The following is a 24,962-nucleotide window of genomic DNA, read 5'->3' on the forward strand; positions in this document are numbered from 1 at the left end:
TCCACTTAAGGGGAGAGTCAAGCCTGGGGAGATCCAGGGCTGCTTAGCGGCGATTGGGTCAGGAGATTGGGGCTGCGGAGCAGACGCAGGCCATTGGCGATCACGATCAGGCTGGTGCCCATGTCAGCAAAGACCGCCATCCACATCGTGGCATTGCCCGCCACGGTGAGCACGAGGAAAAGGGCCTTGATTCCCAGCGCCAGCGCAATGTTCTGACGCAGGATTCGGAAGGTGCGGCGAGAGAGGGCGATCGTTTCCGGTACGCGCATCAGTTCGTCGTTCATGATCACCACGTCGGCGGCTTCGATGGCGATGTGGGTGCCCGCTGCCCCCATTGCAAAGCCGATGTCCGCCTGGGCCAAAGCCGGCGCATCGTTGATCCCATCACCGGCCATGGCCGTGAATCCGTAGCTGGCCTGGAGGGCGGCCACCGCCTCGAGCTTGTCTTGGGGCAGCAGGTTGCTCCTCACCTCCTCAATTCCTGAAAGGGCCGCGATCGCAGTCGCGGTGGCTGCGTTGTCGCCCGTGAGCATCACCGGAGTGACACCCAGGCTCCGCAGGGCCTCCATGGCTGCCGCGGAGCTGGGCCGAACGGTGTCGGCGACGGCGATCAGGGCGAGCACGCCGCTTTCATCCGCCAGCAGGCTGAGCGAATGGCCCTGGCGCTCGTGAACCTGCATCGAGGCTTCCAGGTCGCTGGAGCAGAGCCCCAGCTCCTCGATCCAGCGGTGGTTGGCCAGCATCAGCGGCCGCCCCGCGATCAGGCCGCGCACCCCCCGCCCCGGCAGGGCCTCGAAGGCCTCCACGGCCAGCCGCTCGCCATCGAGGCCTGCGGCCACCGCCCGCGACACGGGATGGTCTGAGCGCTCCGCCAGGCTGCTGGCCAGCTGTTTCAGAGCGCCAGCGTCCGCCCCTTCTTGCCGAGGGGAGAAGGCCACGAGCTTGGGCTGCCCCAGGGTGATCGTGCCGGTCTTATCGAGGGCCAGCACCTTGATCTTGCGGGCCTCCTCGATGTAAAGGCCGCCTTTGATGATGATGCCGCCGCGGGCGGCGGTGGCCAGGCCGCTCACCACCGTGACCGGGGTGGCGATTACCAGCGCGCAGGGGCAGGCGATCACCAGCAGCACCAGGGCCTTGTAGATCGCCTGGAGTGGGGTGAACCCCAGCAAGGGCGGCGCCAGCAGGGCAACAGCCAGGGCCATGACGAACACGGCCGGGGTGTAGCGGGCCGCAAAGCGATCGACGAAGCGTTGGATCGGGGCACGGGAGGCCTGGGCTTCCTCAACGGCCTGGATGATCTGCGCCAGCGTGCTGCGGGAAGCCGGCGCCGTCACCTGGATCTCGAGGGCGCAGCCCTGGTTGATCGTGCCCGCAAACACCTCATCCCCTGGGCCTTTGTCGACCGGCAGGCTTTCGCCGGTGATCGGGGCCTGGTTGATCGCACTCTCGCCGCTGAGCACCGTGCCATCGAGCGGCAGCCGTTCGCCCGGGCGGACACGCACCACAGCTCCGATGGCCACAGCAGTGGCTGACACGCGTTGCCAGCGGCCATCGCTCCGGCGGATCTCGGCCTGATCGGGGGCCAGGGCCATCAGGCTGGTGATCGCCTGACGCGCCCGCTCTACCGCCCGCGCTTCGATCGCCTCGGCGACGGCATAGAGCGCCATCACCATGGCGGCTTCCGGGAAGCGGCCGATCAGGAAGGCACCCGTGACTGCCACGCTCATCAGCGCATTGATGTTGAGCCGCCCCTGACGCAAGGCCGCGAGGCCCTTGCGAAACACGGAGAAGCCCGCCAGGGCGATCGCGGCGATGGCGATCCCGATCTCCAGCAGTTCATGGCCCGGGTAGGCGGGAACGACCAAATGCAGCAGCTCCGCCGTGATCGCCAGCGCCAGGGAGCCCGCCAGGCGGAGCCGTTCACGGCGCTGTTCGGCGCGGGTCTGGGCGGCGGACGGCCGGTGATCGGGGCTGATCGGCTCCGGGTTGAACCCCAGCCTGCGGATCGCGGCGAGCGCGGAGTTGAGCGCAGCTGTTTCGGCATCGATCGCCAGAACTCGCTCGGCCAGCAGGAACCTCAGACCTCGGATGCCGTCGAGCCCTGAGAGGGCATGGCGAATTTCGGTTTCTTCGGTGGCGCAATCCATGGCGCTGATCCGAAACAACCTTTCGGTACCGGCGGCCGGCTGCGGCGCTGGGAGGGCTCCGGCCGTCTGCCCGCTGGTTCCGCTGCTGCAGCAATGATCTGCCATGGTGTTGTCATCCAGACCCCAGCAAACAGCCTGTCGTCGCTTCAGGGTCAAGGGTCTGGGCGTCACCGCGTGGCCACAGGTTGTTGATCAACGCAGCTGGGGGCACTCCTGATCCCGCAACGGCTCCATCAGCCGATCGGCTTGCCGGGCCAGCTTTGCTCCAGCCGCCGTGTAAAACCTGAACCACTGGCGGTTGACGTAGAGAACCCGCTGGTTGCGTACCAACTGTTCTTCCGCCTTGTGGCGGCAGTCGAGCAGGGCCTGGTAGTCGATGGTCAGCCCGTTGCGGTCGTTGGCGTTGGCCCCATCGGCCTGCTGGCTGAGCACCGGGCAGATCCGTTCACGGGTGGTACAGACCAGGGCGATTTCGGCCTTCATGGCCTGCTCGGCCAGGGCATTGCGTTGATCCAGCAGTCTCTGACACGGCTCCAATTCAGCCGCCATCACCGGGGCTGCCAGCCAGCAACAGGTCATGAACAGGGTCAGGACGTGGCGCATGCGCGGATCAATTCGAGTCCTGTGTCTTTGGCGACGATGGGCGTGATCAGCTTGAGAAGAGTCAGACCATTCACTCATCGATCTGCAGCACCCCCATCAGCCCCAGATCCTCGTGGTCGAGGTTGTTGCAGTGGTAGACAGTGCGCCCCGGAAAATCCCGGAAGCTCACGCGCAGGCGCACCTCCTCGCCCGTTTTTGAGGCCCTGCGAGCCCCAGTGGTGATGGGGTGTGGCCCAGGAGTGAGGTTTGCCGTACTGACACCACGGCCAAACGGATCTATTAATGAATCAGAGGCCTCGACCAGGGCGGTTCAAACCAGTTCCCTGCAACCGGCCCAAGGGCGCCCGACACGGGGCGCCCTCCTCATTGGTGGGAGCACCCGCACATGTGCCCACCCGATGAATCACCTCACAGGCAGCGTCACCTGGAACAGTAAAAGTGGATGGTGCGATCAGCCGTGGTAGGACTCAAGATCGCCCGGTCGGCGTAACATCTTGTCCACCTCGTCGAGATGCAGTTCCTCCATAACGATCATCTCCCTTGCGTACTCCTCCATCAATACGGAATGTGCTTCTGAAAGGGAGAGAAGTTCGTAATAAGCCTTGAGCGCTTCTTTTTCATGCTCCAGGCTCTCTCTCAGGATGTCGCCGATGTCGTGTTTCTGGGTCTCCAGCAGTGAACCGATCTGAAGCGAGGGATGCCCTCCCAGCAGCGTCACCATCTCACCGGCCTTGTGGGCATGAACCAGGCCCTCCTCCGCGTTGCTCTTGAGCCAGCTCACGATCGGAATGCGGTTGTAGCCGTACACCATCAGCGCGTAATGGGTGTATTTAACTACTCCTGCCAGCTCTAGCTCCAGGATGCGATTGAGCGCTTTGATCATCGCCTCCTTCGCCGTGGCTTCGATCGTCTGCATGGTTGGTTCCTCCCCTGGGTCTGATTCCATGATTCGATCACTTTACGTGGCACCCAGGGCCGTCCCAGTGTGCTCTTCATAGCGCGCAAGCTCGCCACAGCCATGCAGCGTTAATGAATTAGAGGCCTCGACCAGGGCGGCGCGAGCACTAGCCCTGCAACCAGCCCAAGCCCTTGGTTTCTGCGCAGCAGTCGGGCGCCCGACACTGGAGGCATTTTCATTCAGTTGTGGATGCCCGCCTCACCCGAATTGGAAGGAAGGCCGCTCTCAGTCAGTGGAGTTTCAGGTGGTCATGATGTGGCCCGAACGGAGATGACCAGAGAACCGTGCTGTGCCGATCAATGGCACAACGTCCAGTGCTTTCAAAAGCGTGACGGTCGATCTCACCCATGCTTGACTCTCCCCTTTACTGGAGCCCTTATGGTTGAGGTTCTGAGTTTGTCGGTGTGATGGCCAGCCGAAAAATCAATCCCAATCGCCCCCTTCACCACCACTGGTCTGGGGTGCAGCGCCGCGGACCACTGCTCGCCACGATGCTGGTTGGGCTGAGTGCTGCCGGTCTTGGCACCCTGCTCTGGCTGTCCAGCTCTCGGCCAGCGCTGGCTGAGGGAGGCATGCCGAGCGCTTCTAAGGCAAGGAGCCTGCAAGTGATGGCCTACCGCTCCGCTGGCTGCAGCTGCTGCAAAGGGTGGCTCAAACACCTCCGCGCTGAGGGCTTCAGCGTTGTGGATCACGTGGTGAAAAATCTCGATGAGATCAAGGTCAGCCTTGGCGTCCCCAGGGATTTGGCGTCTTGCCACACCGCCACGGTGGCGGGGTACTTGATCGAGGGTCATGTTCCTGCCGAGGCCATCCGCCGGTTGTTGCGCCAGCGACCGGCGGTGGCGGGCATTGCTGTGCCGGGGATGCCCCTCGGTTCGCCGGGCATGGAGTCCGCTTTGCGGAAGGAGTCCTACACGGTCTTCTCTTTCGCTCGTGATGGATCAATCAAACCGTTCCTCAAGGTGGACGCCTGAGGATGTCGATGGCCTCCTCTTTCGGCCGCCGCTCCTTCCTCGCCCTCGCGGCAGGGGCCTCCGCCTCTGTCGCGGGTACGGCCCTGATGGGACGCTCCGCTCCCCTGCGCTCAGGCGACGTCTCCCAAGCACCGAACCCATCACGTTTCCGCTCCAGCGGCGGGCGGCTGGACGTGGATCTGGTGGCGCAGGAGACGGCCGTGACGATTCCCAATGGCCCGAGAACGGCGCTCACTTACAACGGGCTGCTGCCTGGTCCACTGCTGGAGGTCGAACCAGGAGACGCCGTGCGGATTCGGCTGCATAACCGCCTGAATCGCCCCACCAATCTCCACTATCACGGTCTCCACATTCCGCCCAGCGGTAACGCTGACAACGTCTTTTTGAGCGTGGCCCCGGGGGCCAGCCAGACCTACGAGTTCAGCCTGCCCGCCGACCACCCTGCCGGCACCTGCTACTACCACCCTCACCATCACGGCACCGTGGCCGATCAGGTGTTCGGAGGCCTGGGCGGTGTGCTGATCGTGCGGGGTGACCTTGATCGCATCCCCGAGGTGCAAGCGGCCCAGGAGCAGGTGCTCTTCCTCAAGGATCTCCCCGTAGATGGGGATTTCGGCCCGATGGGCATGGGGAGGATGCTGGGGCGGGAGGGAGCGGTGCTCACCGTCAACGGCCAGGTGAATCCTGCGCTCACGATCCCCGCTGGCGGCCTGCTGCGGCTGCGGATCGTGAACGGATCCAATGCCCGCTTCTGGCGGCTGTCCCTGGAGGACCATCCCTTCCACCTGATCGCCACCGATGCCGGTGCCCTCGAGACTCCGGTTCAGCTACCTGAGCTGCTGCTGGCCCCAGGCGAGCGGGCCGAGGTGCTGGTGCGGGGCGAACGGCAGGGCGGCCGCTACCGGCTCCTGAACCTTCCCTATGCCCGTGGCTCTGGCGGAATGATGGGCGGCATGGGCCGAAGCAGAGGAATGGGCCGAGGGATGGGAATGGGAATGGCCCGAAACCAAGGCCAAGGCACTGCTCAGGAGGGGCCGCTGCCGGTCGCCACCTTGGAGTACGAGGGATCTGTGGCGACCCTGCCGTTACCCGAGCGCCTGCTGCCGGTGACCCCTCTGCCGGAGCCGGTGCGCACCCGCCGCTTTCTTCTCAACCACGGCATGGTCCCTGGCCTGGGCATGGTGTTCACGATCAACGGCCGCGCTTATGAACACGGCAGGATTGACACCCGCGTGCGACTCGGTGACACGGAAGAGTGGGAACTGGTGAACGACGACGGGATTATGGATCACCCCTTTCACGTGCATGTCAACCGGTTCCAGGTGATCAGTCGCAATGGCACCCCCGAGCCTTACCGGGCCTGGAAAGATGTGGTGGTGGTCCGAGCGGGGGAGACTGTGCGGGTCCGCACCCGCTTTGAAGACTTCACCGGCCGCAGCGTGTACCACTGCCACATTTTTGATCACGAGGAGCTGGGGATGATGGGCACTCTGGAGATTGCTGCTTAGCTCACCTCAAGCACACCGCGCACCATGTTCATGCCGCAGTGGAAGGGATAAACCCCCGGCTCAGTGGCCGGCAACTCCAACTTGGTGGTGGCGTTCAGGGGCAGATCGAGGGTTTTGTGGAAGTCAGGGAAGATCACCTGGGCCACACAGCCGCTGGGATCGATGCGGTGAAAGGACAGCCGCAGCGGGCGGCCGGCCATCGCCTTGATCCGGGCGGGGGCATAGCCGCCATCCACCGTGATGGTGATTTCCTGGATTCCTTGCTCTCCTACCCGGGCCGCCACGCCCGATCCATGGCGCCCCAGGAACCACCAAAGCTCCCAGGCGATCAGGGCCAGACCCACCATGAACACCAGCACATTCAGGCCCGAGGGCTGCTCGATCGAGCGCCAGAGGGGCTCAGCCGCACCGCGGGCTGCACTCCCCGCCATCAGAAAAGGAAGCAACATCAAGGTGCCGCAACGGGGAGTGGAGTGGGCCTGAAACGGCGCAACCGCAACGCATTGGTCACCACCGAAACCGAACTGAACGCCATGGCGCCGCCGGCGATCATCGGGCTCAGCAGCCAGCCGGTGAAGGGAAACAGCAGACCGGCGGCGACGGGGATGCCGGCAACGTTGTAGGCGAACGCGAAGACCAGGTTCTGGCGAATGTTGGCCATCGTGTGGCGGCTGAGTTCGATCGCCGCCGGCACCCCGGCCAGGTTGCCGGAGATCAAGGTGATGTCGCTGGCGGCGATCGCCACATCGGTGCCGGTGCCCATGGCGATGCCAACGTCGGCCTGGGCCAGGGCGGGGGCGTCATTGATGCCATCGCCCACCATCGCCACCGGGCCTTCCCCCTTCTCCTGCAACCGGCGGATCACCGCGGCCTTGTCGGCGGGACGCACCTCGGCGATCACCCGCTCAATCCCCACCTGGGCGGCCACCACCTCGGCGGTACGGCGGGCGTCGCCGCTGAGCAGCACCACCTGCAGGCCCAGGCGCCGCAGGGCGGCCACGGCGGCGGCAGCGCTGGGCTTGAGCGGATCGGCGATGCCGAAGCAGGCCTCGATTCGGTTGTCCACCACCACCGCCGCGACACTGCAGGCCGATGCTTCCATCCGTGCCACCAGGGGTGTGAGGCCCGTGATGTCGAGGCCGAGTTCGCTCAACCAGCGGGGTGTGCCCACCAGCACCCTCAGCCCGGCCACCGTGCCCTGCACCCCGAGGCCCGCCACCGCCTCGAAGCCCTCCACAGCCGGCAGCTGCGGATCCTGGAGCTGGGGGCGGATGTAGCCCACGATCGCCTCAGCCAGCGGATGCTCCGAGCGCTCCTCCAGGGCTGCGACGGCGGCCAGCAGGGTCTGGACCGGCAGCTGGCCAGCGGGCAGTCGCTCGAAATCGGTCACTTCCGGGTGGCCAAGGGTGAGAGTGCCGGTCTTGTCGAGCACGATCGTGCGCAGACCGCCGGCCGTTTCCAGGGCTTCGGCGCTGCGAAAGATCAGCCCGCTCTCGGCCCCTTTGCCGGAGGCCACCATGATCGAGGTCGGCGTGGCCAGGCCCAGAGCACAGGGGCAGGCAATCACGAGCACGCTCACCAGGAACAGCATCGCCAGCACCGGATTGCCGCTGACGAGGAACCAGACCACAAAGGCCGCGATGGCGATGGCGATCACCACCGGCACGAACCAGCCCACCACCTGATCGGCCAGCTTCTGCACCCGGGTGCGGGAGCTCTGGGCCTGACGCACGAGTTCCACGATCTGGGCGAGCACGGTGTCGGCTCCCACGCGGCTGACACGGAAGCTGAAGCTGCCGCTGCGGTTCATCGAGGCGCCGATCACGCTGTCACCGGGAGCCTTTTCAACAGGGGTGGGTTCACCGGTAAGCATCGATTCCTCCACCCAAGAACTGCCCTCCACCACCACCCCATCCACGGGCAGCTTCTCGCCGGGCCGCATCTGGACCAGATCACCAAGTACCACCAGCGCCACCGGGATTTCCTGCCGCACACCGTCGCGAAGCACACGGGCGGTGGGCGGCTGCAACTGGAGCAGCCGACGGATTGCTTCTGATGTCTGGCCCCGGGCTCGGGCCTCCAGCAGGCGGCCCAGCAAAATCAGGCTGATGATCACCGCAGCGGTCTCGTAGTAGACGTCTGCTGGCAACCCCTCCGCGGTGAGCAGCTGGGGAGCGAAGGTGGCGACGAGGGATGCGAGCCAGGCGATGCCGGTGCCGGCCGCCACCAGGGTGTTCATGTCGGCGCTGTGTTGGCGAAAGGCCGAGGCAGCGCCTGTGAAGAACTCCCGCCCACACCAGAACAGCACCGGCGTGGTGAGGATCAGCTGGATCCAGGGACTGGTGAACCAGTCCGGCAGGAAGGGGAGATGCATCCCGCCGAGCATGTGAGGCAGGCTTGAGAGGACCACCAGGCCGGTGAGCACCGCCGCCACGGAGACCTTGCGGCGCAGGAGCGTGAGCTCATGGGCCAGCTCCCGCTCCATATCTGGGGTCGACGTGCCGCTGCCGTCGTCCTGGCAACAGGACGGCTTTGTCGTCGTGGATGTCATCGGGTTGTCTCCCCTTTCGACGGCCTACTGGTGCAAACTAATCTCTCCAGCATGCTGGAGAGTCAAGCCTCCGTGGCCGTTCGATACAGAATCAGTGTGGCGCTCTTCTAGGCCGTTGAGGTGTTCTTACGGCGCCCGCCAACGAACAGAGCGACTCCAGAGATCGCGATGAGCAGTGAAAGGATTCCGATGATCACCGAGTAGTAGGGCTGAAGATTGATGATTCCGAAATTGCCGGTATGGATCTTCATGAGCCAGAAGGCCTCGACGTTGTTCGCCAGCAGCAGGCCGTAGATCGAGCCGGAAAGGGCGGTGATGATCAGCGGCACTGCGGCGATCGGAACCAGGGCGCGATGAAGGCGCCGCCGAAGGTGTCGCTTGCGCAAGGTACTGCTTGGGCCGGTCATCAGTTCTTCTGCAGGGCCTCATGGAGAGCCCGCTCGTTGGCGCAGGGCATCCACACCGAACCCATCGCGAAAGCGCCCTTGCACTTGAGCTCAGCGGCCCGTTTCTCCGCATCGGCTTTGGTCTTGAACATGCCCTGCATATGGGCCTCTGCGCCAGGCGGCATCAAGACAGCCAAGGCGCCAGTGAGCACCAGGATCAGGGCAGCACGACTACCAAGGTCGGTTCAAGAAGAATGAGTCTTCATGGTCACAAAGAAAGCAAGGTGAGCCGAAGAGTTCTGATCGAGGGGCATTAGGCGAGCCAACGGCTCACTTTTCTTTCGACACGGCCTTCTGGTATGTCTCGAAGCTGGCGCAGGGCATCCACTCGCTTCCCATGGCAAGCGAGCCAGTGCACTTGAGCTCCTTGGCGCGCTTTTCAGCAGCGGACTTGGTAGGGAACATGTCGTTCGCCTGGGAGTGAACCAGCGTTGGCATGAGCAACTGGGAGAGCATCGCCAAGGCGGCGATCGGGAACAAGCGAGAGAAGGTCATGATTCGCTCTGCGGGTGTGAATGGATTCGTAGGTCTTGACCGGATCATCCGGCCGAATCACATGAATGAAAAGAAGCGGTCGTCGGCCAGGCCAGCGGCTGGTCAGAGAGTGAAAAGGGCGTCGTACTTGTGGTACTCCGGCTTGCGTAATCCCTCCACGGCCAACATCTTGCGCAGCTGCATGATCTCCGCCCGTTGCGCCACGATCACGCCCACAGCGAAGCGACGGATCGTCGGATTGGTGCTTTTGGCTAAGGCGTCGTGGGCCATGATCAGTGCTCCGCCGTGGTGATCGAGCATTCCCTCAAGGAACCACACCACCCGGTTCTCCTTGGTGGGGCTGTCGACCATCATCCGCATGCCGTCGATCTGGGCCTGGCTCATGCGGCTGAGGCCCGAGAGGCTGTTGGGATCACCGCCGGTCGTCAGCGCCACGGGATAGACCGGCGCCTGGGGGTACCAGGCCTTGCGCCAGAGGCCCATGGCGCGAATCTCGCCCGCCTGATCGCGCCAGATCGTCTTGCCCAGGGCCCCGACACCGGGTTGGCCGATGTCGAAGACGAACTCGCTCATGCGCAGCGCACCGGTGTGGTGCTGCACCATGCCGTCGATGAAGCGCAGGTCGTAAGTGGAGCCCGCTGGGCCCACCTCGTGCGCATGACCAGCATGGGCGCCAGATGCGGGGTTCATCGAATCAGGCTGGGCCGGTGCCTGGCCACCCTGGGGCATCGTGTGCATGTCGTGGTTCATCGGCATCTGCGCACGGGCTCCTGCCAGGGGGGCCAGCGGCAGCAGCGCCAGTGAGGCAAGGAACAAAGCAGGCTTGAGGCGCATTCGCTCGACGATCCATGGGACTAACCCTAGGATGCAGTCTCCATCAGATGGAGAGTCAAGTGGTCTCCGCAGCTTCTACCAACATGCCATCGAGCAACCATCCAACCATCGGCAAGCGCATGGCCGTCCCGGCGGCAAGGATCAAGAGTGCGGTGCTCCCCAGCACCGGGGCCGAGGCGGAGGGAGCCATGAAAATTGGCGAGGTGGCCGAGCGTTCGGGCCTGCCCGTCAAAACCATTCGCTTCTACAGCGATGAAGGGTTGATCTGGCCGATCGGGCGCTCCCAAGGTGGTTACCGCTTGTTCGACAGGAACATCGATCAGGACCTGGAACTGATCCGGGCCTTGCGGGCTATGGAAATCCCACTGAGCGACGTGCGCCAGATTCTCGATGCCCGGCGGGCGGGGGTCTGCACCTGCGACGAGCTCAAGACCACCATTGCCGCCAAGGCCGAGGAGATTCAGCAGCGGATCTTGGGACTCAAGGCCCTGCGCAGCGAGCTGAACATCCTGTTGAAATCCTGGGAAGACTGCGGTGGCAGCAAGCGTCAGGCCCGGCCGTAACGACTAGCGATTGCATTGGGTACTGGTTCGCTGTCGACCAACCGGTACGTTGTGGGGAAATTCAAGGAATCCACCCATGGCACTAACTGGTGCAGATCTACTGGCCAAAGTGAAGGAACTAGGTGATGCCAGCAAGTCCGATCTGGTCAGGGCCGCTGGCTACGTCAGCACCAAGAAGGACGGCAGCGAGCGGCTGAACTTCACCGCCTTTTACGAGGCTCTTTTAGAGGCCAAAGGCGTCAGCTTGGGCTCAAGCTCGGCCGCTGTGGGCAAGGGCGGCCGCAAGCTGAGCTACGTGGCCACCGTGCAAGGCAACGGCAATCTGCTGATCGGAAAGGCCTACACCGCATTTCTGGATCTGCAGCCCGGCGATGAGTTCGAGATCAAGCTGGGACGCAAGCAGATCCGCCTGGTGCCCGCCGGCGGGGCTGACGACGAGGAGTGATCTGCTGAAACTGGCGATGGCCGCCTCATCCTTCAGGTGAGCCCTCCGATGGCCAGCACCACCAGCTGGCGCAGTTGCTGCAGCTCGGCGGGGGTGACGCAGGAGTCAGTGGCTGTGGTGATGCGTGTCTTGGCCACACAAGTGAGATTCTGAGGGAGCAGATAGCTCACCTTCTTGCAGCCGTTGGCCGAGCTGGGTTGCAGCACCACAGTCAGGTCGGGAATGGCCAGTTCGGGGTCGCTCGTCATCGGCGCCACCAGGACTGTGGGATAAGCAAGGTCAAACAGTTCGCAATCTTGCACGACCACAGCCGGTCTGAGCTTGTTGGGCTCCGGGGGGTGAGGGTCTTGATCGGGGTCATCTGGATCTTTGCGCCAGTCGACCGTGACAATTTGCCCTGCCTTCAGCTCCACGCTTGCGCTCAGTGGCCGAGGAGCTCAGGTGTGGCCCAGTCGCCGATGAAAGAGTTGGCGTCCGGATCAGCCGCGATGTGTTCGGCCACGGTTTTGCTCTGGGCCCGAATCCGTGCCCGCAGAGCCTCCATGGCGCTCACCGAACTGCTCACCTGCATGACGCTTCTCCCCCCACGTTGCCGGCGGCGGACGGAGAAGGGAGCTTCGAGGTTTTGGCTGGCTTGATCGGCTGGGGTCATGACGGCAGCGGCTTTCGCCAACCTCATGGGCTGAGGCTTCAACGTTAGACGTCATTCCGGTCTCGGCCCGATGCTGACGGCACCACCTGGCTAGGCCAGGTTCTCCATGGGTCAAGGGGCCTGCACGACAAAGCCCGGTGACGAGGCCACCGGGCTCTGAAGCAGTTTGGTTGGTGGGGGCGGAGCTGCTGACGCTGGCACCTGGGGCCAGTTGACAAGTGGGACCTCCCGTTGGGTCCGGGGCACCTGAGGCGAGGCCGTTAACGGTGCAATGGACGGCGTTGCAGCCAATCAAACAGCCGCGACACGCCAGGGAAGTGAGTGATCCGTCGAGAGTGTTGGAGCAGGGACCGGATCGTCAGCGCACTCCTAAAGGATGCTCAGGTGGGGTGTCTTCCATGGTCTGGAGCCTCCCGGTTGTCGATGAGTTCACAATCGGCCGGCCAGCTGATGGGGGCAATAGGGGTTTATGCCTGAGTCAGCCAGCCCCGAGCACGGGCCAGCCGGACCGCTTCCGGGACCGCCTCAACGCAGCGCTTGGCACGCCGCCACTGCTGCGCAGAAGCCTTCGGCTAGAGGTCGTCTTGGCGGGTCGCGTCAATTACGGAGGCGGGTAGGAGCCCCCCACCCTTGCCATGGCAGCGAGGTGGTGCGGATCGTCAGCGCCGAGAGGCTGGGCGATGCCGCCTGCACATCGCTGACGTAGTGCTGGGGGCTGCTGCCGGAGTGGCGGTTCCGGCGGGAGCTGGATCCAGCGACCGGCTGCGCCGAGCTATTACGTCAATCCTCAGGCTCCTGCTCAGGTGGTGGCAACCGCTTGGGGGGATCAGATGGTCAAGGCTCCGCCAGAGCTGTGATCGCACGAAGCGTCTCAAGCAAGTCCGGCAGTCGTTGCTGGTTGGCCTGATCAGGTGGGAGGAACGCAGGAAGTGCCTCGACGAAAGCGGGCGTCGCCAAGAGGTCCTTGAACTGTGCCGCGAGATCGTTCCGCAGCTCAGGCAGGCTCAGCCGACACTCCTCCAGCAGCGACTCACGACCGTCGACCACGGCCATCAGGTCCTCCAGATCGTGGCTGAAAAGAAACTCTCCCTGGCCACGCCCGTGGAAGGCCTCCAGCTTGGTGGCCAGGAAAACCGGTGCGCTCACCATCCGAATCGAGCGACCGCTCGGCAACGCCTGAAGCTGGGCGGTATCCATGGCCAGGGGATACCAGCGATTGGAAAAGCCCAGAATCTCGCCCTGGGTTGGCATCAGGTCGAGGATGATCTCCTCGATGCACCAGCGGCAGAGTGGTGCGCCGGGCCGTGTGTCTTCCTGGAAGCCCCGTCTCTTCAGCTGCATCCCCAGCTGGTAGTAGTCGGACCTGGCGATGACTCGGCAGATCACATCCACGTCCTGGGTGGGCCGGATGTCCGGCATGGCGGGATCTGTGATCAGCACACCGGCCACCACTCCGCCGACAAACACCAGTTGATCGAGCAGGGGATCTCCCAAATGCTCAGCCGCCCGTTCGAGCAGGGAGACGTTGGGATCGTTGGGGTTCATGGCTGCAGCCGCTCCTCCAACAGGGCTACGGCCAGGGCCTGTTCACGGGCGCTGCCGCCACGGACCGCGTCGAACAGGGCCAGCAGTTCGCCCAGTGCCGGATTGCGCGCCGCCGCCTCAGGGACACTCGGGTAGAGCGGGTAGAAGGCGATGCCACGGGCCGTGCCCTTCTTCCACGGCCAAACCGGCGGCGGATCGTTGCCTGGCCGGATCTGCTCCTTGAGAGGCGAGGCGGCGTAACCGGTGGGCACTCCGCGGGTCAGGCCGCCCTGGCTGGCCGGGAAGCAGTAGCGGGCGCCGTGCTGCACAAAGGATCTCAGGGCGGCACGTACCACCGAGGGCTTGCCATCGACACCCTTGGTCGCCAGCTTGGCAGCCACGGCACGCTCCACCGCCGCATGGGCCTCAGAGGCCGTCATGCCCAGCTCGGCGCCAAGGGCCGCATAGGTGGGCGCCGGGCCATGATCGAGAGCCAGGCGCAGCAGCACCACCAGATCCTGCGGGCGCAGGACGAGCTGAGGGTTGGAGGGGGATCGGGCCAACGTCGGAGGCATTCATTCGCCATTCGCGAATAGCGAATATAGAGCGCTGAAGCTGTCTTGGCCACCCTTCTGCCTCATGGGGAGGGTGGGGCGGAAAACAGCCGCCGCTCGATCACCTCATGGGGCACACCCACCTGCTGGGCGATCAGCATCACCAGCTGCTCCAGTCGAACGAGGCCCAACCCTTCGGGGAGCTGGCCGCCAAAGTCAAGAAGGCGCGCAGCGCGATCGCCGCCCGGGATCTGCGGCAGGAGCAGCCCCAGGAGCTACGGCAGGACGCGGTGAGCTACTGCAGCCGGGGGGTGTCATCCATCGTTGGGCCTCCGAAACTGATACGTGAACGATCGGCCTACCGGCAGGGGCAATAGGGGTTTATTCCTGACTCAGCCAGCCCCGGGCACAGGCCAGCCGGCCTGCTTCCTGGACCGCCTCGACGCAGCGCTTGGCCCTGCGCTTCAAGTCGTCCTGGCCCTGGGACCGCAGCAAGTAGGCCTCCATCGCTTCCGGGGTTTCGATCACCGCCAGCAGCCCACTGGTGCGATCACCGATGGCGGGATCGTTCAACAGACGGCTCACCAGGCTCAGCTCCCAGAGTTGCGCTCCAGTGCCGCCGGGTTGGAACAGCTGCTGGTGCAGCACATTCAGGCAGCTCGCCTTGAGCGCGTCCAGCTGACCGGGCTTGAGGCGGCGACTGTTGGGCAGGCCTTCTGCGGGGCCAGCGGGGATCGCTGCGCGCCGGCCACTCGGCTGACACCAAATCCTTCCTGTTCCTAACCATTTCAGCCCAGCTCAAGGCAGGCCAAGCCGTAGAGGTCTTGCAGCGGTAGCTGGGGTGGCCCACCGCGGTACATGCGCACCGTATGGCTCACTACCGAGAAGCCCGCCGACTGCAGCAGCGGTCCAGAGCGGGGGTTGGCTTCCGGCGCATCGATCAACACCGGGCCATGGCGGTGGGCGGTCAGCTGATCGATCAGGGCCTGCGCAATGGGGCTGCTGTCAGCAATCAGCGGCCCTAGCCGCCAGCCCCCTGCCCGCTCCAGCCCATCCAGCAGGCAGGGCCGGATGCGGCCGTAGCCGCGACAGCAGTCCTCGGCGTCGAGCGCCACCAGAACAGCGCCGGAGTCCGGCTCCCCCAGCCAGCGGCCCAGGAAGAGCGGCCGGGGAGTGGCCTCGTGGCGGGCGTCATAGTCCTGCACCACATCCTTGGGCACGGCGGCTGCCGGCAGCAGGGTGATCCCCTCTGGTTCGGGCGCAGCGGCGTCGCGATCCCCCCGGCCACCTGTGTCCCGCCGCCAGCGCAGGGTTGCGCCTGCGGCGGTGAACCCCCAGCCGGTGTAGTCCACCAATCGCGCATCGGCCGCCTCCAGTCCCACGCAGGCCACCCCCTCGAGGTGGGCCAGGGCCTGCTCCCAGAGGGCCACGCCGTAACCATGGCCGCGGTGCTCAGGGCGGACCAGGAACAGGCCGATAAAGCCGTATTGGTCGTCGTAGCGGACGCCGGCGATACACCCCACAGGCTCGCCGTTAAGGCAGCCCACCCATAGGCCGTCAGAATCGGTGTCGCGATAGTCGTCGACATCGCATGGGCCAGGGCAGAAGCCTTCCCGCCGCGCCCACTCGGTCACCTGGGGCAGATCTGCAGGCCGCATGGGCCGGATCGAATAACCGGACATGGGCGAGGTTTGGGAAGGTTGCTGGAGCAGGCTCCAGATGTTGCGGCTGCAACCGTTGCTTTGGTGCCTAATTATGGAAGCCGAGGCGTTTCCCTTGATCGATGGACCCGACGCCGCGCCGGCCTCCGTGCTGCTGGCCCATGGGGCCGGCGCACCGATGGACAGCCCGTTCATGGCGGCGATCGCCAGCGGCCTGGTGCTGCAGGGCTGGCGGGTAGTGCGCTTTGAATTCCCGTACATGGCCCGGCAGCGAATCCTGGGCAGGCGTCAGGGACCCGACCGGATGCCAGTGCTGCAGGAGGCGTTCCGCCAGCAGGCGCGGCTCGAGCAGATGGAGGAGCCGGACCGGCCGCTGTTTATCGGCGGCAAGTCGATGGGCGGCCGAGTGGCAAGCCTGCTGGTCGATGAGTTGGCCGCCAGCGATCGGGTGCGCGGCTGCCTCTGTCTGGGCTATCCCTTTCACCCGCCCGGCAAACCGCTGCAGCTGCGCACCGAGCACCTGAGCGCCTTGGAGGCGTCCACCCTGATCCTGCAGGGGGAGCGGGATACGTTCGGTCGCCGCGAGGAGGTGGAGACCTACGTCCTCTCGCCGCAGGTGCAGCTGCGCTGGATCCCCAGCGGTGACCACAGCTTCAAGCCCACCCGCAGCTCCGGCCTCAGCGAGGCGGAGAACTGGGCCACGGCGGTGGCCTTGAGCGATCAGTTCCTGCGGGAGCGTCTGATGCACTGAGCTCTCATCTCCCGGAAGGAGATCTGCACCAGCGAGACCGATCGGATGTTCAATGCTGGAGGCCGCCTCGATGAGTTCCCTTCATGCCGCGCCAGCGCTACCGGCAGAACCCACTGCCACTCGGTCCTGATGCTCCGCCGGTGGAGCTGTTTGGGCCAGATCAGCCCAATCCATCCGGACTCCAGGTGGTGGAACAGGGCCAGTTGGGGGTGGTGCCGCTGGGGCCGCTGTTCGACGCTCAGAGCGGGAACACAAGCTGCAACGAGGCCTGAGCACCACCATGGCCGACCTCACGATCACCACTCAGGACGAACTGCCAGGACCCGGTGACGATCGTCCCTATGTGATGTTCGTCAACCAGACCGAGTACGGAATCGGCCGGTTCCTGCGCACCAATGTGCTCTCGGCACGGCCCGATCTCAAACGCTTCACTTCCATCCGCTTCCGCATGACCCTGAAGCGGCATCCGAGCGACAGCGCCGGGGAGATCGTGCTGGCCCTGCTGGAGGCGATCGATCTGGATCCGCCCCTGTCGGTGTTCTGCGGCGACCTGCATCTGGAGATGGAGGGATATCCAATGGAGGAGGGCTGCACGATCGAGGTGCCGCTGCTGCCGCCTGGTCGGCGGCCACCGGCGAGGGGCTTCAGCTGAGGTCGCTGAGCGGCGGGTTGCCCGGTTGAAGCTCCAGGTTGACCACGTTCACCTGACTGCTCTCGCCATCAGCCCAGGCGACGGTGGCCAGCACAAGGGAGCTGCCAGGGCTGATCGGCGCCATCGCCGTCACGGTGCCCCTGGCAAACGGCCCCACGCAGGTGGAGGCCTCCCATCCTCGCTGGGGTTGCGAGGAGTGGCCGATACCGTGGGGACACTCCTGCCGCAGCAGCCCCTTGGCGATGGTTGAGCATGCGCTCCTACCGGCAGTGACCCGCATCCTCCAGCGGGTGGAAGCGGTCAGCGGACTGCCGGTGGCCGTGGCTCAAGAGCCCGGACTCAGCACCCTTGCAACCCTCAAGCCCGCCAACAAGGAACGGCAGGCGCACCTGATCCTGTTCAGGCAGGACGACGAGGCCTGCAGTTATCACGTGGCCTTTGAGGCGGCGCTGCTGCTGCGGCTGGTGGAGGTACCCCAGGAGCTGCGGGTGAACCTCACGGAGAAGCGGGAGGCGCGCGAGCAGGTGGTGGCGCAGGTGGAGAAGCTGCACAAGGGCAAGCTGCCGTTGGCCCGGGCGCGGGAGCTGGGGCTTGGCTTCTACAACGGCCTGATGGTGCAGCTGCGCTCGATCGGACCGGGGCTGTGCGCTGACCGGTGGTTGTTTGAGGAGGCACCGGAGCTGCGGGGCTTGCAGGCGGCGGTGCTGCAGGAGCAGGTGCAGCAGAACGTGCCCAGCCTCAATGCCGACATCGACCGCCTGGCCCCTGCCGCGGTCGTGAAGGCGAGCCGGGGGATGAACGCGGCCTATGCCTTCCAGGCCGCTGAATTGGTGGGCCTGCCGCCGCTGGCGGTGCCGTACCAGGCGGCAGGGTTTGAGGCGCTGGCGCGGGAGCTGATCGCCAGCACCCGAGAGCAGGCCACGACGGCGGACCCGGATCGGGAGATGATCGACGCCTGGGCCGCAAAGCTCGGGATTGCGCGCTGGTACAACTGGCAGCCTGCCTATCCCGCTGGGGTTTGCTGAATGGGCATGCAGGCCACCTCGTTCACGATCGAGGAGACAACCTTCGATCGGACGCTGCTGCCTGAGGACAGCCGCAAGCCGGGCAGTGCGGCCTTCCACCGGGCAGTGACCGACTACTTCCAGCAGGCCTATGGCGCTATGGACGGGCGGGTGGATGTGGTGTTCGCCAATGGGCGCATCGAAGTGAACTGGAGCCCAGCCACTGAGAGTGCAGCTCCTACCGCCGAGGCGATGGCGGCCATCACCCCGCTGCTGAAGCAGCGCCGCTACGGCGAGGCCCGGCCGTTGCTTGTGGCCCTGCTGGAAGCCGAACCGGAGAACCGTGATGCGCTCTACAACCTGGGCATGCTGGCCAGCGATGAGGGTCAGCTGAAGGAGGCCCGCGAGCTGCTGCGGCGGGCGGTTGCGGTGGATCCTTCGTTTGCCAATGCCCAGGTGGCCCTGGGTGTGGCAGCGCTGCGGGACCAGGACCAGGCAGAAGCACGCCAGTCGCTTGAGCGCGCGATTGAGCTAGAGCCTGGCAACCCCTATGCGCTGCGCACCCTCGGCAGCCTGCTCACCGCGGCGGGCGCCCTGGCGGCAGGGGCAGAACGGTTCCGGCAGACCCTGGCGGTGGCACCAAACGATGCTGTGGCCAGCCTGAGCCTGGCCCAGGCGCTGCTGGAGTTGGATCCAGGCGAGCACCGCGACGAGGCCGATGCGCTGTTGCTACGGGTGATCGAGCAGCAACCGTTTGGGGAGCTGGGTGAGCAGGCCAAGGCGCTGCGGGGGCAGGTGGCCGCACGCGATCTACGCCAGGCCAGCAGCAATGGTTTGAGGCAGGACGCGGTGACCTACTGCCTCGATGCCCTGCGCCGCTTCCAGGCGATGGACCAGGCCGAGTTCATGGCGGTGATCAGCGAGGTGGCGGCCGTTGGTCAGAGCGGGCTGCAGATCAATGAGCCAGGCACCAACCGCACCCTGAAGACCCTGCCAGGCAGCTGGAGCGACCTGGCGCTGGCCTGCCTGATCCATGTGGGCATGAAGCGGCTGACGCCGGATGAGGACTCAGGTCTGGGGATCGAGACGGAATACGTGGAAGCGCTTCGGCTGCATGGTGGTGAAGGAGCGCATCAAAGTCTGGGCAGACCAATGGTGTAGGCCTGCCACTGAATGAAGGGCAGCGTGCGCCGAAACCTATGCACCCAACGCATCAATGAAGCGAAGCCTGTGACGACCCCAGAAGCTCGGCGGCACCTGCCGTTGCCAAGCGGCAGACTGCCGCAAGAACGCTGCCGGCCTGCATGCGCAGACAACCTTGGTGCGGCCCCCATCAGTGCCTTCCCAGGGCTGCCAGCTCCCTCCGCCGCATGCCCGCCCGCCGCTCCAGCCCCAAGCTCCCGAAAGCAGCAGCTTCCTCGCCAGACCTAGCGGCCCTCGGCTTCCGCATCGCCAGCAGCGGGCCCCACACCAGCAAGACCCTGATGCTCCAGGAGCTGGTCGCCCTGTTTGAGGCCGTACCGGCTGATGCACCGACGAAGGCCTACCGCATCGCGATCGTGGAGGAGAATGTGCTGGGTAAACGGACCGCGACGACCCGGAAGGAAACTGCCAGCCGCCTGAAGGCCCTGCATGGGCTGGATCCCTCCAAGCCCATGTTCCGAGTGATGCGGCGCCTCTGGGACATCGACTCCCAGGCCCGGCCACTGCTGGCGCTGCTCACTGGCCTAGCCAGGGACCCCTTACTGCGTTCCTCGGCTCCTCTGGTGATGGGCATGGCCCCTGGGACTGTGCTCAGCCGCAGCGACCTGATTGAAGCGATTCGGGCGTTCACGTTGGAGCGGCTGAGCCCCAGGGTGCTGACAGCGGTGGCCCAAAACACAGCTAGTAGCTGGACCCAGACGGGCCATCTGCAGGGAAAGGTGCGTAAGGTTCGCCAGTCCGTCACGCCAAGCCCCACCGTTGTGGCCTATTCGCTCTGGCTTGGCTATTCAGAAGGCCGACGCGGCAAGGGGCTGCTGAATACGCTCTGGACGTCCGTGCTCGATTGCTCCCCCTCGGCATTGATCGAGCTGGCGTTACAGGCCAAACGTCTGGGCTTGCTGGAGGCGAGTCACGGTGGTGGTGTTCTGGCGATTGACCCCACTGGGCTCGATCCGCTCCAAGAGAGAGCACGTTCATGAGCCGGATCGATGAACTGGCCCACCGCTACGGCGACCACATCGGTGCTCCGTGGCAGCAGGGCCTTCCCGCTGCCAACCGGGTGGTGATGCTGGTGTACGAGAAGGAGCTTGAGCGGCAGCTGCGCGGCAAGCTTGGCGAATTTGAGCAGCGCACCAAGGCTGCCGGCCACGGCTGGCAGCTGGTTGACCTCACCACTGCCTTTGCCGACTGGATGGCCGTCATGAAGTACCGGGACTCCTATTTCAACGGTCCAGAGAAGATTCGTCTGAAGCTCGACAAGGCCTTTCTTCAGCATGTGAGCGATCTGACCAAGGCTCAGCTGGAACAGGGCGGGGACAACGACGTCGTGGCTGTGCTGGGGGCGGGAAGCCTGTTTGGCTTCCTTCGGCTCTCCGATGTGATCAAGGACATCGAGCGCGACATCCAGGGCCGGCTGGTGGTGTTCTTCCCCGGCCAGAAGGACGGCAACAACTACCGGCTGCTCGACGCCCGCGACGGTTGGAACTACATGGCGGTGGGCATCACCCGCCACCCCACAGGAGCGGTGGCATGACCAAGAAGATCTTCGAGACCCTGCAGCGCGACCCGCGCACCAGCCCGCTGGCCAACAACGGCCAGGCACGTATCACCACCCTCGACGACGACAACGCCCGTAAGGAGCTGGAGGCTGAGCTTCACACCTTCGTGTGCGACGGCCAGTACGGCCGGGCGATGGAAGTGATCCTGCAGAGCTACCTCAGCCAGCAGGGCCAGGCGCGCCAGAACGCTGCCTGGATTGCAGGTTTCTACGGCTGTGGCAAGTCCCACTTGCAGAAGATGCTCGGGCATCTCTGGGCCAACACCGATCTTGGTGGCGGCAGACGGGCCCGAGATCTGGTGCTGGAGCTGCCGGATGCGGTGCGAGCCCAGTTCAAGGAGCTCGACACCCTGGCCCTGCGCAGCAGCAAGCCATTGGTGGCGGCCAGTGGTGCCATGCCATCCGGCGCCAAAGACGCCGTGCGCGCCACGGTGCTGGCGATCCTGCTCAAGGCGCAAGGGTTCCCAGAGACGGTGCCCCAGGCACGGTTCTGTTTCTGGCTGCAGAAAGGTGGGCATCTCGATGCGGTGCGTGCAGCGGTGGAAGCAGAGGGTTGCAGCTGGTTTGAGGAACTCGATGACCTGTACGTGAGCCCAGTGATCGCCAGTGCGGTGTTGGAGCGAATTCCAGACTTGGCCGCTGGCATCACGGAGGCCATTGATCTGATCGGCCGGCAGTTCCCCGATCGGGAGGGCGACATCACTACCAAGGACTTTGTGCAGTTGGCGCGCAAGGCCCTCGCTCCCGATGGTGGCGAGCTCCCCCACACGATGCTGGTGCTCGATGAGGTTCAGCAGTACATCAGCGACTCCAACGATCGCGCCACCGATTTCGTGGAGCTTGCCGAAGCCCTGCAAACCGAACTGGACAGCCGGGTGTTGCTGGTGGCCTCCGGCCAGTCGGCGTTGTCATCAGAGACACCTCAACTGCAGAAGCTCAAAGACCGCTTCCGCATCAACGTGCAGCTCTCGGACACCGACGTGGAAACGGTGATCCGCAAGGTGATCCTGCAGAAGCGGCCTGATGCTCAGGCTGCCGTTGAACAGGTGTTGGATGGCAATGCCGGTGAGATCTCCAAACAACTCCAGGACAGCGGCATCAAGGAACGCTCGGAAGATCGCCAGGTGGCGGTGGCCGACTATCCGCTGTTGCCCACCCGCCGCCGCTTTTGGGAAGCCTGTTTCCGCAGTGTCGATGCTGAAGGCACCAACAGCCAACTGCGCTCCCAGCTGCGGATCATCTTCGATGCGGTGAAGGACATCGCTGCTGCAGATGTGGGCCAGGTGATCACCGGTGATGTGTTGTTCCAAGCGATGGCTGGAGATCTGGTGAACTCCGGGGTGTTGCTCAATGAGCTGAACAACCGAATCGCGGCACTGGATGACGACAGCGTTGAGGGCAAGCTGAAGCAGAGCCTCTGCGGGCTGGCCTTCCTGATCAGTCGGCTCCCACGGGAGCAGGGAGCCGATCTTGGGGTCAGAGCAACAGCTCGCTCCTTGGCGGATCTGATGGTGGCGGATCTGCGCTCTGACAGCGGCCAATTGCGCCAGGACGTAGCCAAGTTGCTGGAGGCCATGGCGGAAGACGGCACCTTGATGAAGGTGGTCGATCAGCCCGGGCTGGAGGAATACCGGCTGCAGACCACCGAAGGCGCGCAATGGCAGGGCCAGTTCGAGGAAAAGAAGCAGGCGGTGCGCAATGACGCCAGCGAACTGAGTAGCAAACGGGAGCAGCTGCTGGGCCACGCCATCCAGGAGGAGCTCAAGGCCGTGAAGCTCTCGCAAGGTGACGCCAAGATGGCGCGCAAACTGGCGCTGTGGATCAGCGGTGAGCCGCCGGCTCCTTCCAAGGAAGGGGTGGTGGTGTGGGTGCGTGACGGCTGGGGCTGCAGTGAGAAGGAGGTACGGGACGCAGCCCGCGAGGCCGGCGCTGATGATCCGGTGCTGCATGTGTTTCTGCCGCGTCGAGGGGCCGACGACCTGAACGCCCGGATCATCGAAGCCAGCGCAGCCAAGCGGGTGATTGATCATCACGGCACCCCCTCCACGAACGAGGGCCGAGAGGCCCGCTCCTCGATGCAAAGCCGCCAGAACCGGGCGGAGGAAGGAATTGGTGAGTTGATTGGGGATGTGATCACCAATGCCCTGGTGTTCAAGGGCGGCGGGGCTGAGGAATACGGAACGAAGCTTGCTGCCAAGGTGCAAAGCGCGGCGACCGAGGCCTCCCTGGCGCGGCTGTTCCCAGAGTTCACCAAGGCAGACTCCGCCGGCTGGGGCCTGGCCGTGAAGCGGGCGAGGCAAGGCAGCGACAGCCCACTGGAGGCGGTGGGCCATAAGGGCGCCACCGAAACCCACCCGGTGGCTCGCCAGGTGCTGAGCACCATCGGAGCGGCCAAGGAAGGCAGCACGATCCGGGCTGAGCTGCTGATCGCGCCCTATGGCTGGCCCCAGGATGCGATCGATGCGGTGCTGCTGGCGTTGCATCGCGACGGCACGCTCAGTGCCAAGGACGGCAGCAACAACACGATCACACCGGGCCAGCTGGATCAGCAGAGCCTGGCGAAAGCCAAGTTCGTGCCGCAGCAAGTGCGCCTGACGGCCATCGAGAAAGTGGGGGTGCGCGGGGTGTTTGGCATCCCCGGGGTGGGTGTCAAACCGGGGGAGGAAGAAGCCAAGGCGAGCGAGTTTCTCGATGAAATGGAGAACAAGGTTGCCCAATCCGGTGGTGCCGCTCCCCTGCCGGCACCCATGGCTGCGCCTTTGCTCACAGAACTGCGTGGGCAAAGCGGCCCCGAACAGCTCAAGGCGATCCTTGAGGCCAAGGCCCAGTTGCAGGCGCTGTGGGATGACGCCAGCACCCTGGCGGATCGCAAGGACAAGCGCCTACCTCAGTGGGAGCGCCTGGTGACTCTTCTATCCGAGGCCGAGGGTCTTCCAGTTCATCAGGAGCTAGAGCCACAGGTGGCTGCCATTCTTAAGCAGCGCTCCCTGCTGGATCCCACCACCGACTACGTGGCACCGCTGCTCCAAGAGGTGGAGAACGCCCTCAGCGCGGCGATGGATCAAGCCCAAAAGAACCTGGTTCAAGTGCTTGCCGCCGAGCTGAAAGATTTGGAAGACACGGCCGAATGGAAGGCGCTGACGGATGAGCAGCGCACCACCATTGCCCAGACGGCCCAGCTCCCCGCGGAAACCATTGAGGCCGAGCCGTTGGAGCGCAATCAGCTTGTGGATGCGCTGCAGCAGCGCTCCCTGACCAGTCGGGCCGAACTGGCCGACTGTTTGGCGGCCCGTTTTGCCAACGCCCGCACGGCCGCGGCCCAAGCCCTGGAGCCCAACACCCAGGCGGTGAAGCTCAGCAGCGGGGTGCTCAAAGACGAGGCTGCCCTCGATGCTTGGTGGGCCGCCAAACGCGCCGAACTGCTCTTGAAGCTGCCCCAAGGCCCGATCCAGATCAACTAGCCAGCCCTGCTACTCAGCCCCCATGCCAGCCCTCGCCTCAACCCTGCGCCAGTCGCTGGACAAGACCGTGGTGAAGGCCCGCGACCTGGCCGAGCGCGGTGCCCGTGAAGCCCTCACCGGCCTGGCGGTAGAGGCCAAGGAACCCTTTTCATCCATGAGCGACGTAGAGCGCAAGCTCCGGAATCGCCTACGTGCCCATGGCCGTCAGCTGGGGGATCAACGCGATGCCCAGAAGGGCACCCAAGCGATCGAGCGCCTGGTGCGCGAGATGGCCTATGAGCATTGGCACCGGATGCTGTTTGCTCGGTTTTTGGCGGAAAACCAGCTGCTGATCGAACCCAGCTCCGGAGTATCAATCAGCCTTGATGAATGCGAAGAACTAGCTGCTGAGGAAAGCACAGATCTCTGGGAGCTGGCA

At 64.8% G+C, this 24,962-nt stretch carries 30 protein-coding genes and 1 pseudogene; 14 read left to right on the forward strand and 17 right to left on the reverse strand.

Annotated elements, in window-relative coordinates; all coding sequences use genetic code 11:
* Nucleotides 1-17: 17 nt before the first annotated feature.
* From KQ307_RS09095 to KQ307_RS09110, 4 genes are all read right to left on the reverse strand, one after another.
* Entirely contained in the window at nt 18-2,252 is a 2,235-nt protein-coding gene (locus tag KQ307_RS09095; protein ID WP_259727766.1) for a cation-translocating P-type ATPase, read from the reverse strand.
* Between the two features lie 87 nt (nt 2,253-2,339).
* A complete protein-coding gene (locus KQ307_RS09100) occupies nt 2,340-2,750 on the reverse strand; it encodes a hypothetical protein (protein ID WP_259727767.1) in 411 nt (136 codons plus the stop codon).
* Between the two features lie 70 nt (nt 2,751-2,820).
* The gene (locus tag KQ307_RS09105; RefSeq protein WP_311133729.1) at nt 2,821-2,931 is read right to left on the reverse strand and encodes a multicopper oxidase domain-containing protein; all 111 of its coding nucleotides are present in this window, start codon (nt 2,929-2,931) and stop codon (nt 2,821-2,823) included.
* A gap of 270 nt (nt 2,932-3,201) precedes the next feature.
* Nucleotides 3,202-3,666, reverse strand: coding sequence for a bacterioferritin (locus tag KQ307_RS09110; protein ID WP_259727768.1), 465 nt, complete (start codon nt 3,664-3,666; stop codon nt 3,202-3,204).
* A 725-nt stretch (nt 3,667-4,391) separates the two neighbouring features.
* Here KQ307_RS09110 and KQ307_RS09115 point away from each other — a divergent pair.
* Both KQ307_RS09115 and KQ307_RS09120 read left to right on the forward strand, forming a co-directional pair.
* Entirely contained in the window at nt 4,392-4,682 is a 291-nt protein-coding gene (locus tag KQ307_RS09115) for a DUF411 domain-containing protein (protein ID WP_259727769.1), read from the forward strand.
* Nucleotides 4,683-4,690: 8 nt separating this feature from the next.
* A complete protein-coding gene (locus KQ307_RS09120) occupies nt 4,691-6,190 on the forward strand; it encodes a multicopper oxidase family protein (RefSeq protein WP_259727770.1) in 1,500 nt (499 codons plus the stop codon).
* Here the strand turns inward: KQ307_RS09120 and KQ307_RS09125 are convergent.
* The 6 genes from KQ307_RS09125 to KQ307_RS09150 form a co-directional block, all read right to left on the reverse strand.
* Entirely contained in the window at nt 6,187-6,639 is a 453-nt protein-coding gene (locus KQ307_RS09125) for a cupredoxin domain-containing protein (protein WP_259727771.1), read from the reverse strand. The genes KQ307_RS09120 and KQ307_RS09125 overlap by 4 nt on opposite strands.
* Nucleotides 6,639-8,741 (reverse strand): copper-translocating P-type ATPase, encoded by a 2,103-nt coding sequence (locus KQ307_RS09130; protein ID WP_259727772.1) that lies wholly within the window; start codon nt 8,739-8,741, stop codon nt 6,639-6,641. Before KQ307_RS09130 ends, KQ307_RS09125 begins: the two co-directional genes overlap by 1 nt.
* A 107-nt stretch (nt 8,742-8,848) precedes the next feature.
* On the reverse strand, nt 8,849-9,148 hold the full coding sequence (locus KQ307_RS09135) for a hypothetical protein (RefSeq protein WP_259727773.1): 300 nt from the start codon (nt 9,146-9,148) through the stop codon (nt 8,849-8,851).
* The gene (locus KQ307_RS09140; RefSeq protein ID WP_259727774.1) at nt 9,148-9,312 is read right to left on the reverse strand and encodes a DUF3721 domain-containing protein; all 165 of its coding nucleotides are present in this window, start codon (nt 9,310-9,312) and stop codon (nt 9,148-9,150) included. The genes KQ307_RS09135 and KQ307_RS09140 overlap by 1 nt, the downstream gene beginning before the upstream one ends.
* Before the next feature lie 145 nt (nt 9,313-9,457).
* The gene (locus tag KQ307_RS09145; protein ID WP_259727775.1) at nt 9,458-9,682 is read right to left on the reverse strand and encodes a DUF3721 domain-containing protein; all 225 of its coding nucleotides are present in this window, start codon (nt 9,680-9,682) and stop codon (nt 9,458-9,460) included.
* Nucleotides 9,683-9,784: 102 nt separating this feature from the next.
* Nucleotides 9,785-10,516 carry a DUF305 domain-containing protein gene (locus KQ307_RS09150; protein WP_259727776.1) on the reverse strand — a complete coding sequence of 244 codons (732 nt, stop codon included), beginning with the start codon at nt 10,514-10,516 and terminating at the stop codon, nt 9,785-9,787.
* 83 nt (nt 10,517-10,599) lie between these two features.
* Here KQ307_RS09150 and KQ307_RS09155 point away from each other — a divergent pair, with 83 nt between their 5' ends.
* Nucleotides 10,600-11,079 (forward strand): MerR family transcriptional regulator, encoded by a 480-nt coding sequence (locus tag KQ307_RS09155; protein ID WP_311133744.1) that lies wholly within the window; start codon nt 10,600-10,602, stop codon nt 11,077-11,079.
* 76 nt (nt 11,080-11,155) lie between these two features.
* Nucleotides 11,156-11,524, forward strand: coding sequence for an AbrB family transcriptional regulator (locus KQ307_RS09160; protein WP_259727794.1), 369 nt, complete (start codon nt 11,156-11,158; stop codon nt 11,522-11,524).
* A gap of 32 nt (nt 11,525-11,556) precedes the next feature.
* On the opposite strand, the gene KQ307_RS09165 is transcribed toward KQ307_RS09160, so the two are convergent.
* The 4 genes from KQ307_RS09165 to KQ307_RS09180 form a co-directional block, all read right to left on the reverse strand.
* Entirely contained in the window at nt 11,557-11,937 is a 381-nt protein-coding gene (locus tag KQ307_RS09165; protein ID WP_259727777.1) for a type II toxin-antitoxin system PemK/MazF family toxin, read from the reverse strand.
* 8 nt (nt 11,938-11,945) lie between these two features.
* The gene (locus KQ307_RS09170; RefSeq protein WP_259727778.1) at nt 11,946-12,176 is read right to left on the reverse strand and encodes a hypothetical protein; all 231 of its coding nucleotides are present in this window, start codon (nt 12,174-12,176) and stop codon (nt 11,946-11,948) included.
* Nucleotides 12,177-13,010: 834 nt separating this feature from the next.
* The gene (locus KQ307_RS09175) at nt 13,011-13,721 is read right to left on the reverse strand and encodes a hypothetical protein (protein ID WP_259727779.1); all 711 of its coding nucleotides are present in this window, start codon (nt 13,719-13,721) and stop codon (nt 13,011-13,013) included.
* Entirely contained in the window at nt 13,718-14,263 is a 546-nt protein-coding gene (locus tag KQ307_RS09180; protein WP_259727780.1) for a hypothetical protein, read from the reverse strand. Before KQ307_RS09180 ends, KQ307_RS09175 begins: the two co-directional genes overlap by 4 nt.
* A 119-nt stretch (nt 14,264-14,382) precedes the next feature.
* On the opposite strand from KQ307_RS09180, the gene KQ307_RS09185 reads away from it, so the two are divergent.
* Nucleotides 14,383-14,631, forward strand: a complete 249-nt coding sequence (locus tag KQ307_RS09185; RefSeq protein WP_259727781.1) for a hypothetical protein — start codon at nt 14,383-14,385, stop codon at nt 14,629-14,631.
* A 4-nt stretch (nt 14,632-14,635) separates the two neighbouring features.
* Here the strand turns inward: KQ307_RS09185 and KQ307_RS09190 are convergent, their stop codons facing one another.
* Together KQ307_RS09190 and KQ307_RS09195 are read right to left on the reverse strand one after the other, a co-directional pair.
* A complete protein-coding gene (locus KQ307_RS09190) occupies nt 14,636-14,902 on the reverse strand; it encodes a hypothetical protein (RefSeq protein ID WP_259727782.1) in 267 nt (88 codons plus the stop codon).
* A gap of 140 nt (nt 14,903-15,042) precedes the next feature.
* Nucleotides 15,043-15,912 carry a GNAT family N-acetyltransferase gene (locus KQ307_RS09195; RefSeq protein ID WP_399254047.1) on the reverse strand — a complete coding sequence of 290 codons (870 nt, stop codon included), beginning with the start codon at nt 15,910-15,912 and terminating at the stop codon, nt 15,043-15,045.
* A 97-nt stretch (nt 15,913-16,009) separates the two neighbouring features.
* Here KQ307_RS09195 and KQ307_RS09200 point away from each other — a divergent pair, with 97 nt between their 5' ends.
* The 3 genes from KQ307_RS09200 to KQ307_RS09210 all read left to right on the forward strand — a co-directional run bounded on the left by KQ307_RS09200 (nt 16,010) and on the right by KQ307_RS09210 (nt 17,318).
* Nucleotides 16,010-16,666: an alpha/beta family hydrolase gene (locus KQ307_RS09200; RefSeq protein ID WP_259727784.1), complete on the forward strand. Its 657-nt coding sequence runs from the start codon at nt 16,010-16,012 to the stop codon at nt 16,664-16,666.
* A gap of 83 nt (nt 16,667-16,749) precedes the next feature.
* Nucleotides 16,750-16,938: a hypothetical protein gene (locus KQ307_RS09205; protein ID WP_259727785.1), complete on the forward strand. Its 189-nt coding sequence runs from the start codon at nt 16,750-16,752 to the stop codon at nt 16,936-16,938.
* Between the two features lie 8 nt (nt 16,939-16,946).
* A complete protein-coding gene (locus tag KQ307_RS09210) occupies nt 16,947-17,318 on the forward strand; it encodes a hypothetical protein (protein ID WP_259727786.1) in 372 nt (123 codons plus the stop codon).
* On the opposite strand, the gene KQ307_RS09215 is transcribed toward KQ307_RS09210, so the two are convergent.
* Nucleotides 17,311-17,598, reverse strand: a complete 288-nt coding sequence (locus KQ307_RS09215) for a hypothetical protein (RefSeq protein ID WP_259727787.1) — start codon at nt 17,596-17,598, stop codon at nt 17,311-17,313. The two genes, KQ307_RS09210 and KQ307_RS09215, sit on opposite strands and share 8 nt — an antisense overlap.
* Between KQ307_RS09215 and KQ307_RS09220 the strand changes: the two genes are divergently transcribed.
* From KQ307_RS09220 to KQ307_RS09245, 6 genes and pseudogenes are all read left to right on the forward strand, one after another.
* Nucleotides 17,588-18,343, forward strand: a complete 756-nt coding sequence (locus KQ307_RS09220; protein WP_259727788.1) for a hypothetical protein — start codon at nt 17,588-17,590, stop codon at nt 18,341-18,343. The genes KQ307_RS09215 and KQ307_RS09220 overlap by 11 nt on opposite strands.
* A 6-nt stretch (nt 18,344-18,349) precedes the next feature.
* A complete protein-coding gene (locus KQ307_RS09225) occupies nt 18,350-19,483 on the forward strand; it encodes a tetratricopeptide repeat protein (protein WP_259727789.1) in 1,134 nt (377 codons plus the stop codon).
* Between the two features lie 143 nt (nt 19,484-19,626).
* Nucleotides 19,627-20,505: a hypothetical protein gene (locus KQ307_RS09230; RefSeq protein WP_259727790.1), complete on the forward strand. Its 879-nt coding sequence runs from the start codon at nt 19,627-19,629 to the stop codon at nt 20,503-20,505.
* Entirely contained in the window at nt 20,502-21,059 is a 558-nt protein-coding gene (locus KQ307_RS09235; protein WP_259727791.1) for a DUF1788 domain-containing protein, read from the forward strand. Before KQ307_RS09230 ends, KQ307_RS09235 begins: the two co-directional genes overlap by 4 nt.
* Nucleotides 21,056-24,544, forward strand: a complete 3,489-nt coding sequence (brxC, locus tag KQ307_RS09240) for a BREX system P-loop protein BrxC (protein WP_259727792.1) — start codon at nt 21,056-21,058, stop codon at nt 24,542-24,544. Before KQ307_RS09235 ends, brxC begins: the two co-directional genes overlap by 4 nt.
* A 22-nt stretch (nt 24,545-24,566) precedes the next feature.
* A pseudogene (locus KQ307_RS09245) lies at nt 24,567-24,962 on the forward strand (SAM-dependent DNA methyltransferase); the annotation flags it as partial.

Source organism: Synechococcus sp. CS-1326 (genome assembly GCF_025128115.1).
GTDB lineage: Bacteria > Cyanobacteriota > Cyanobacteriia > PCC-6307 > Cyanobiaceae > Regnicoccus.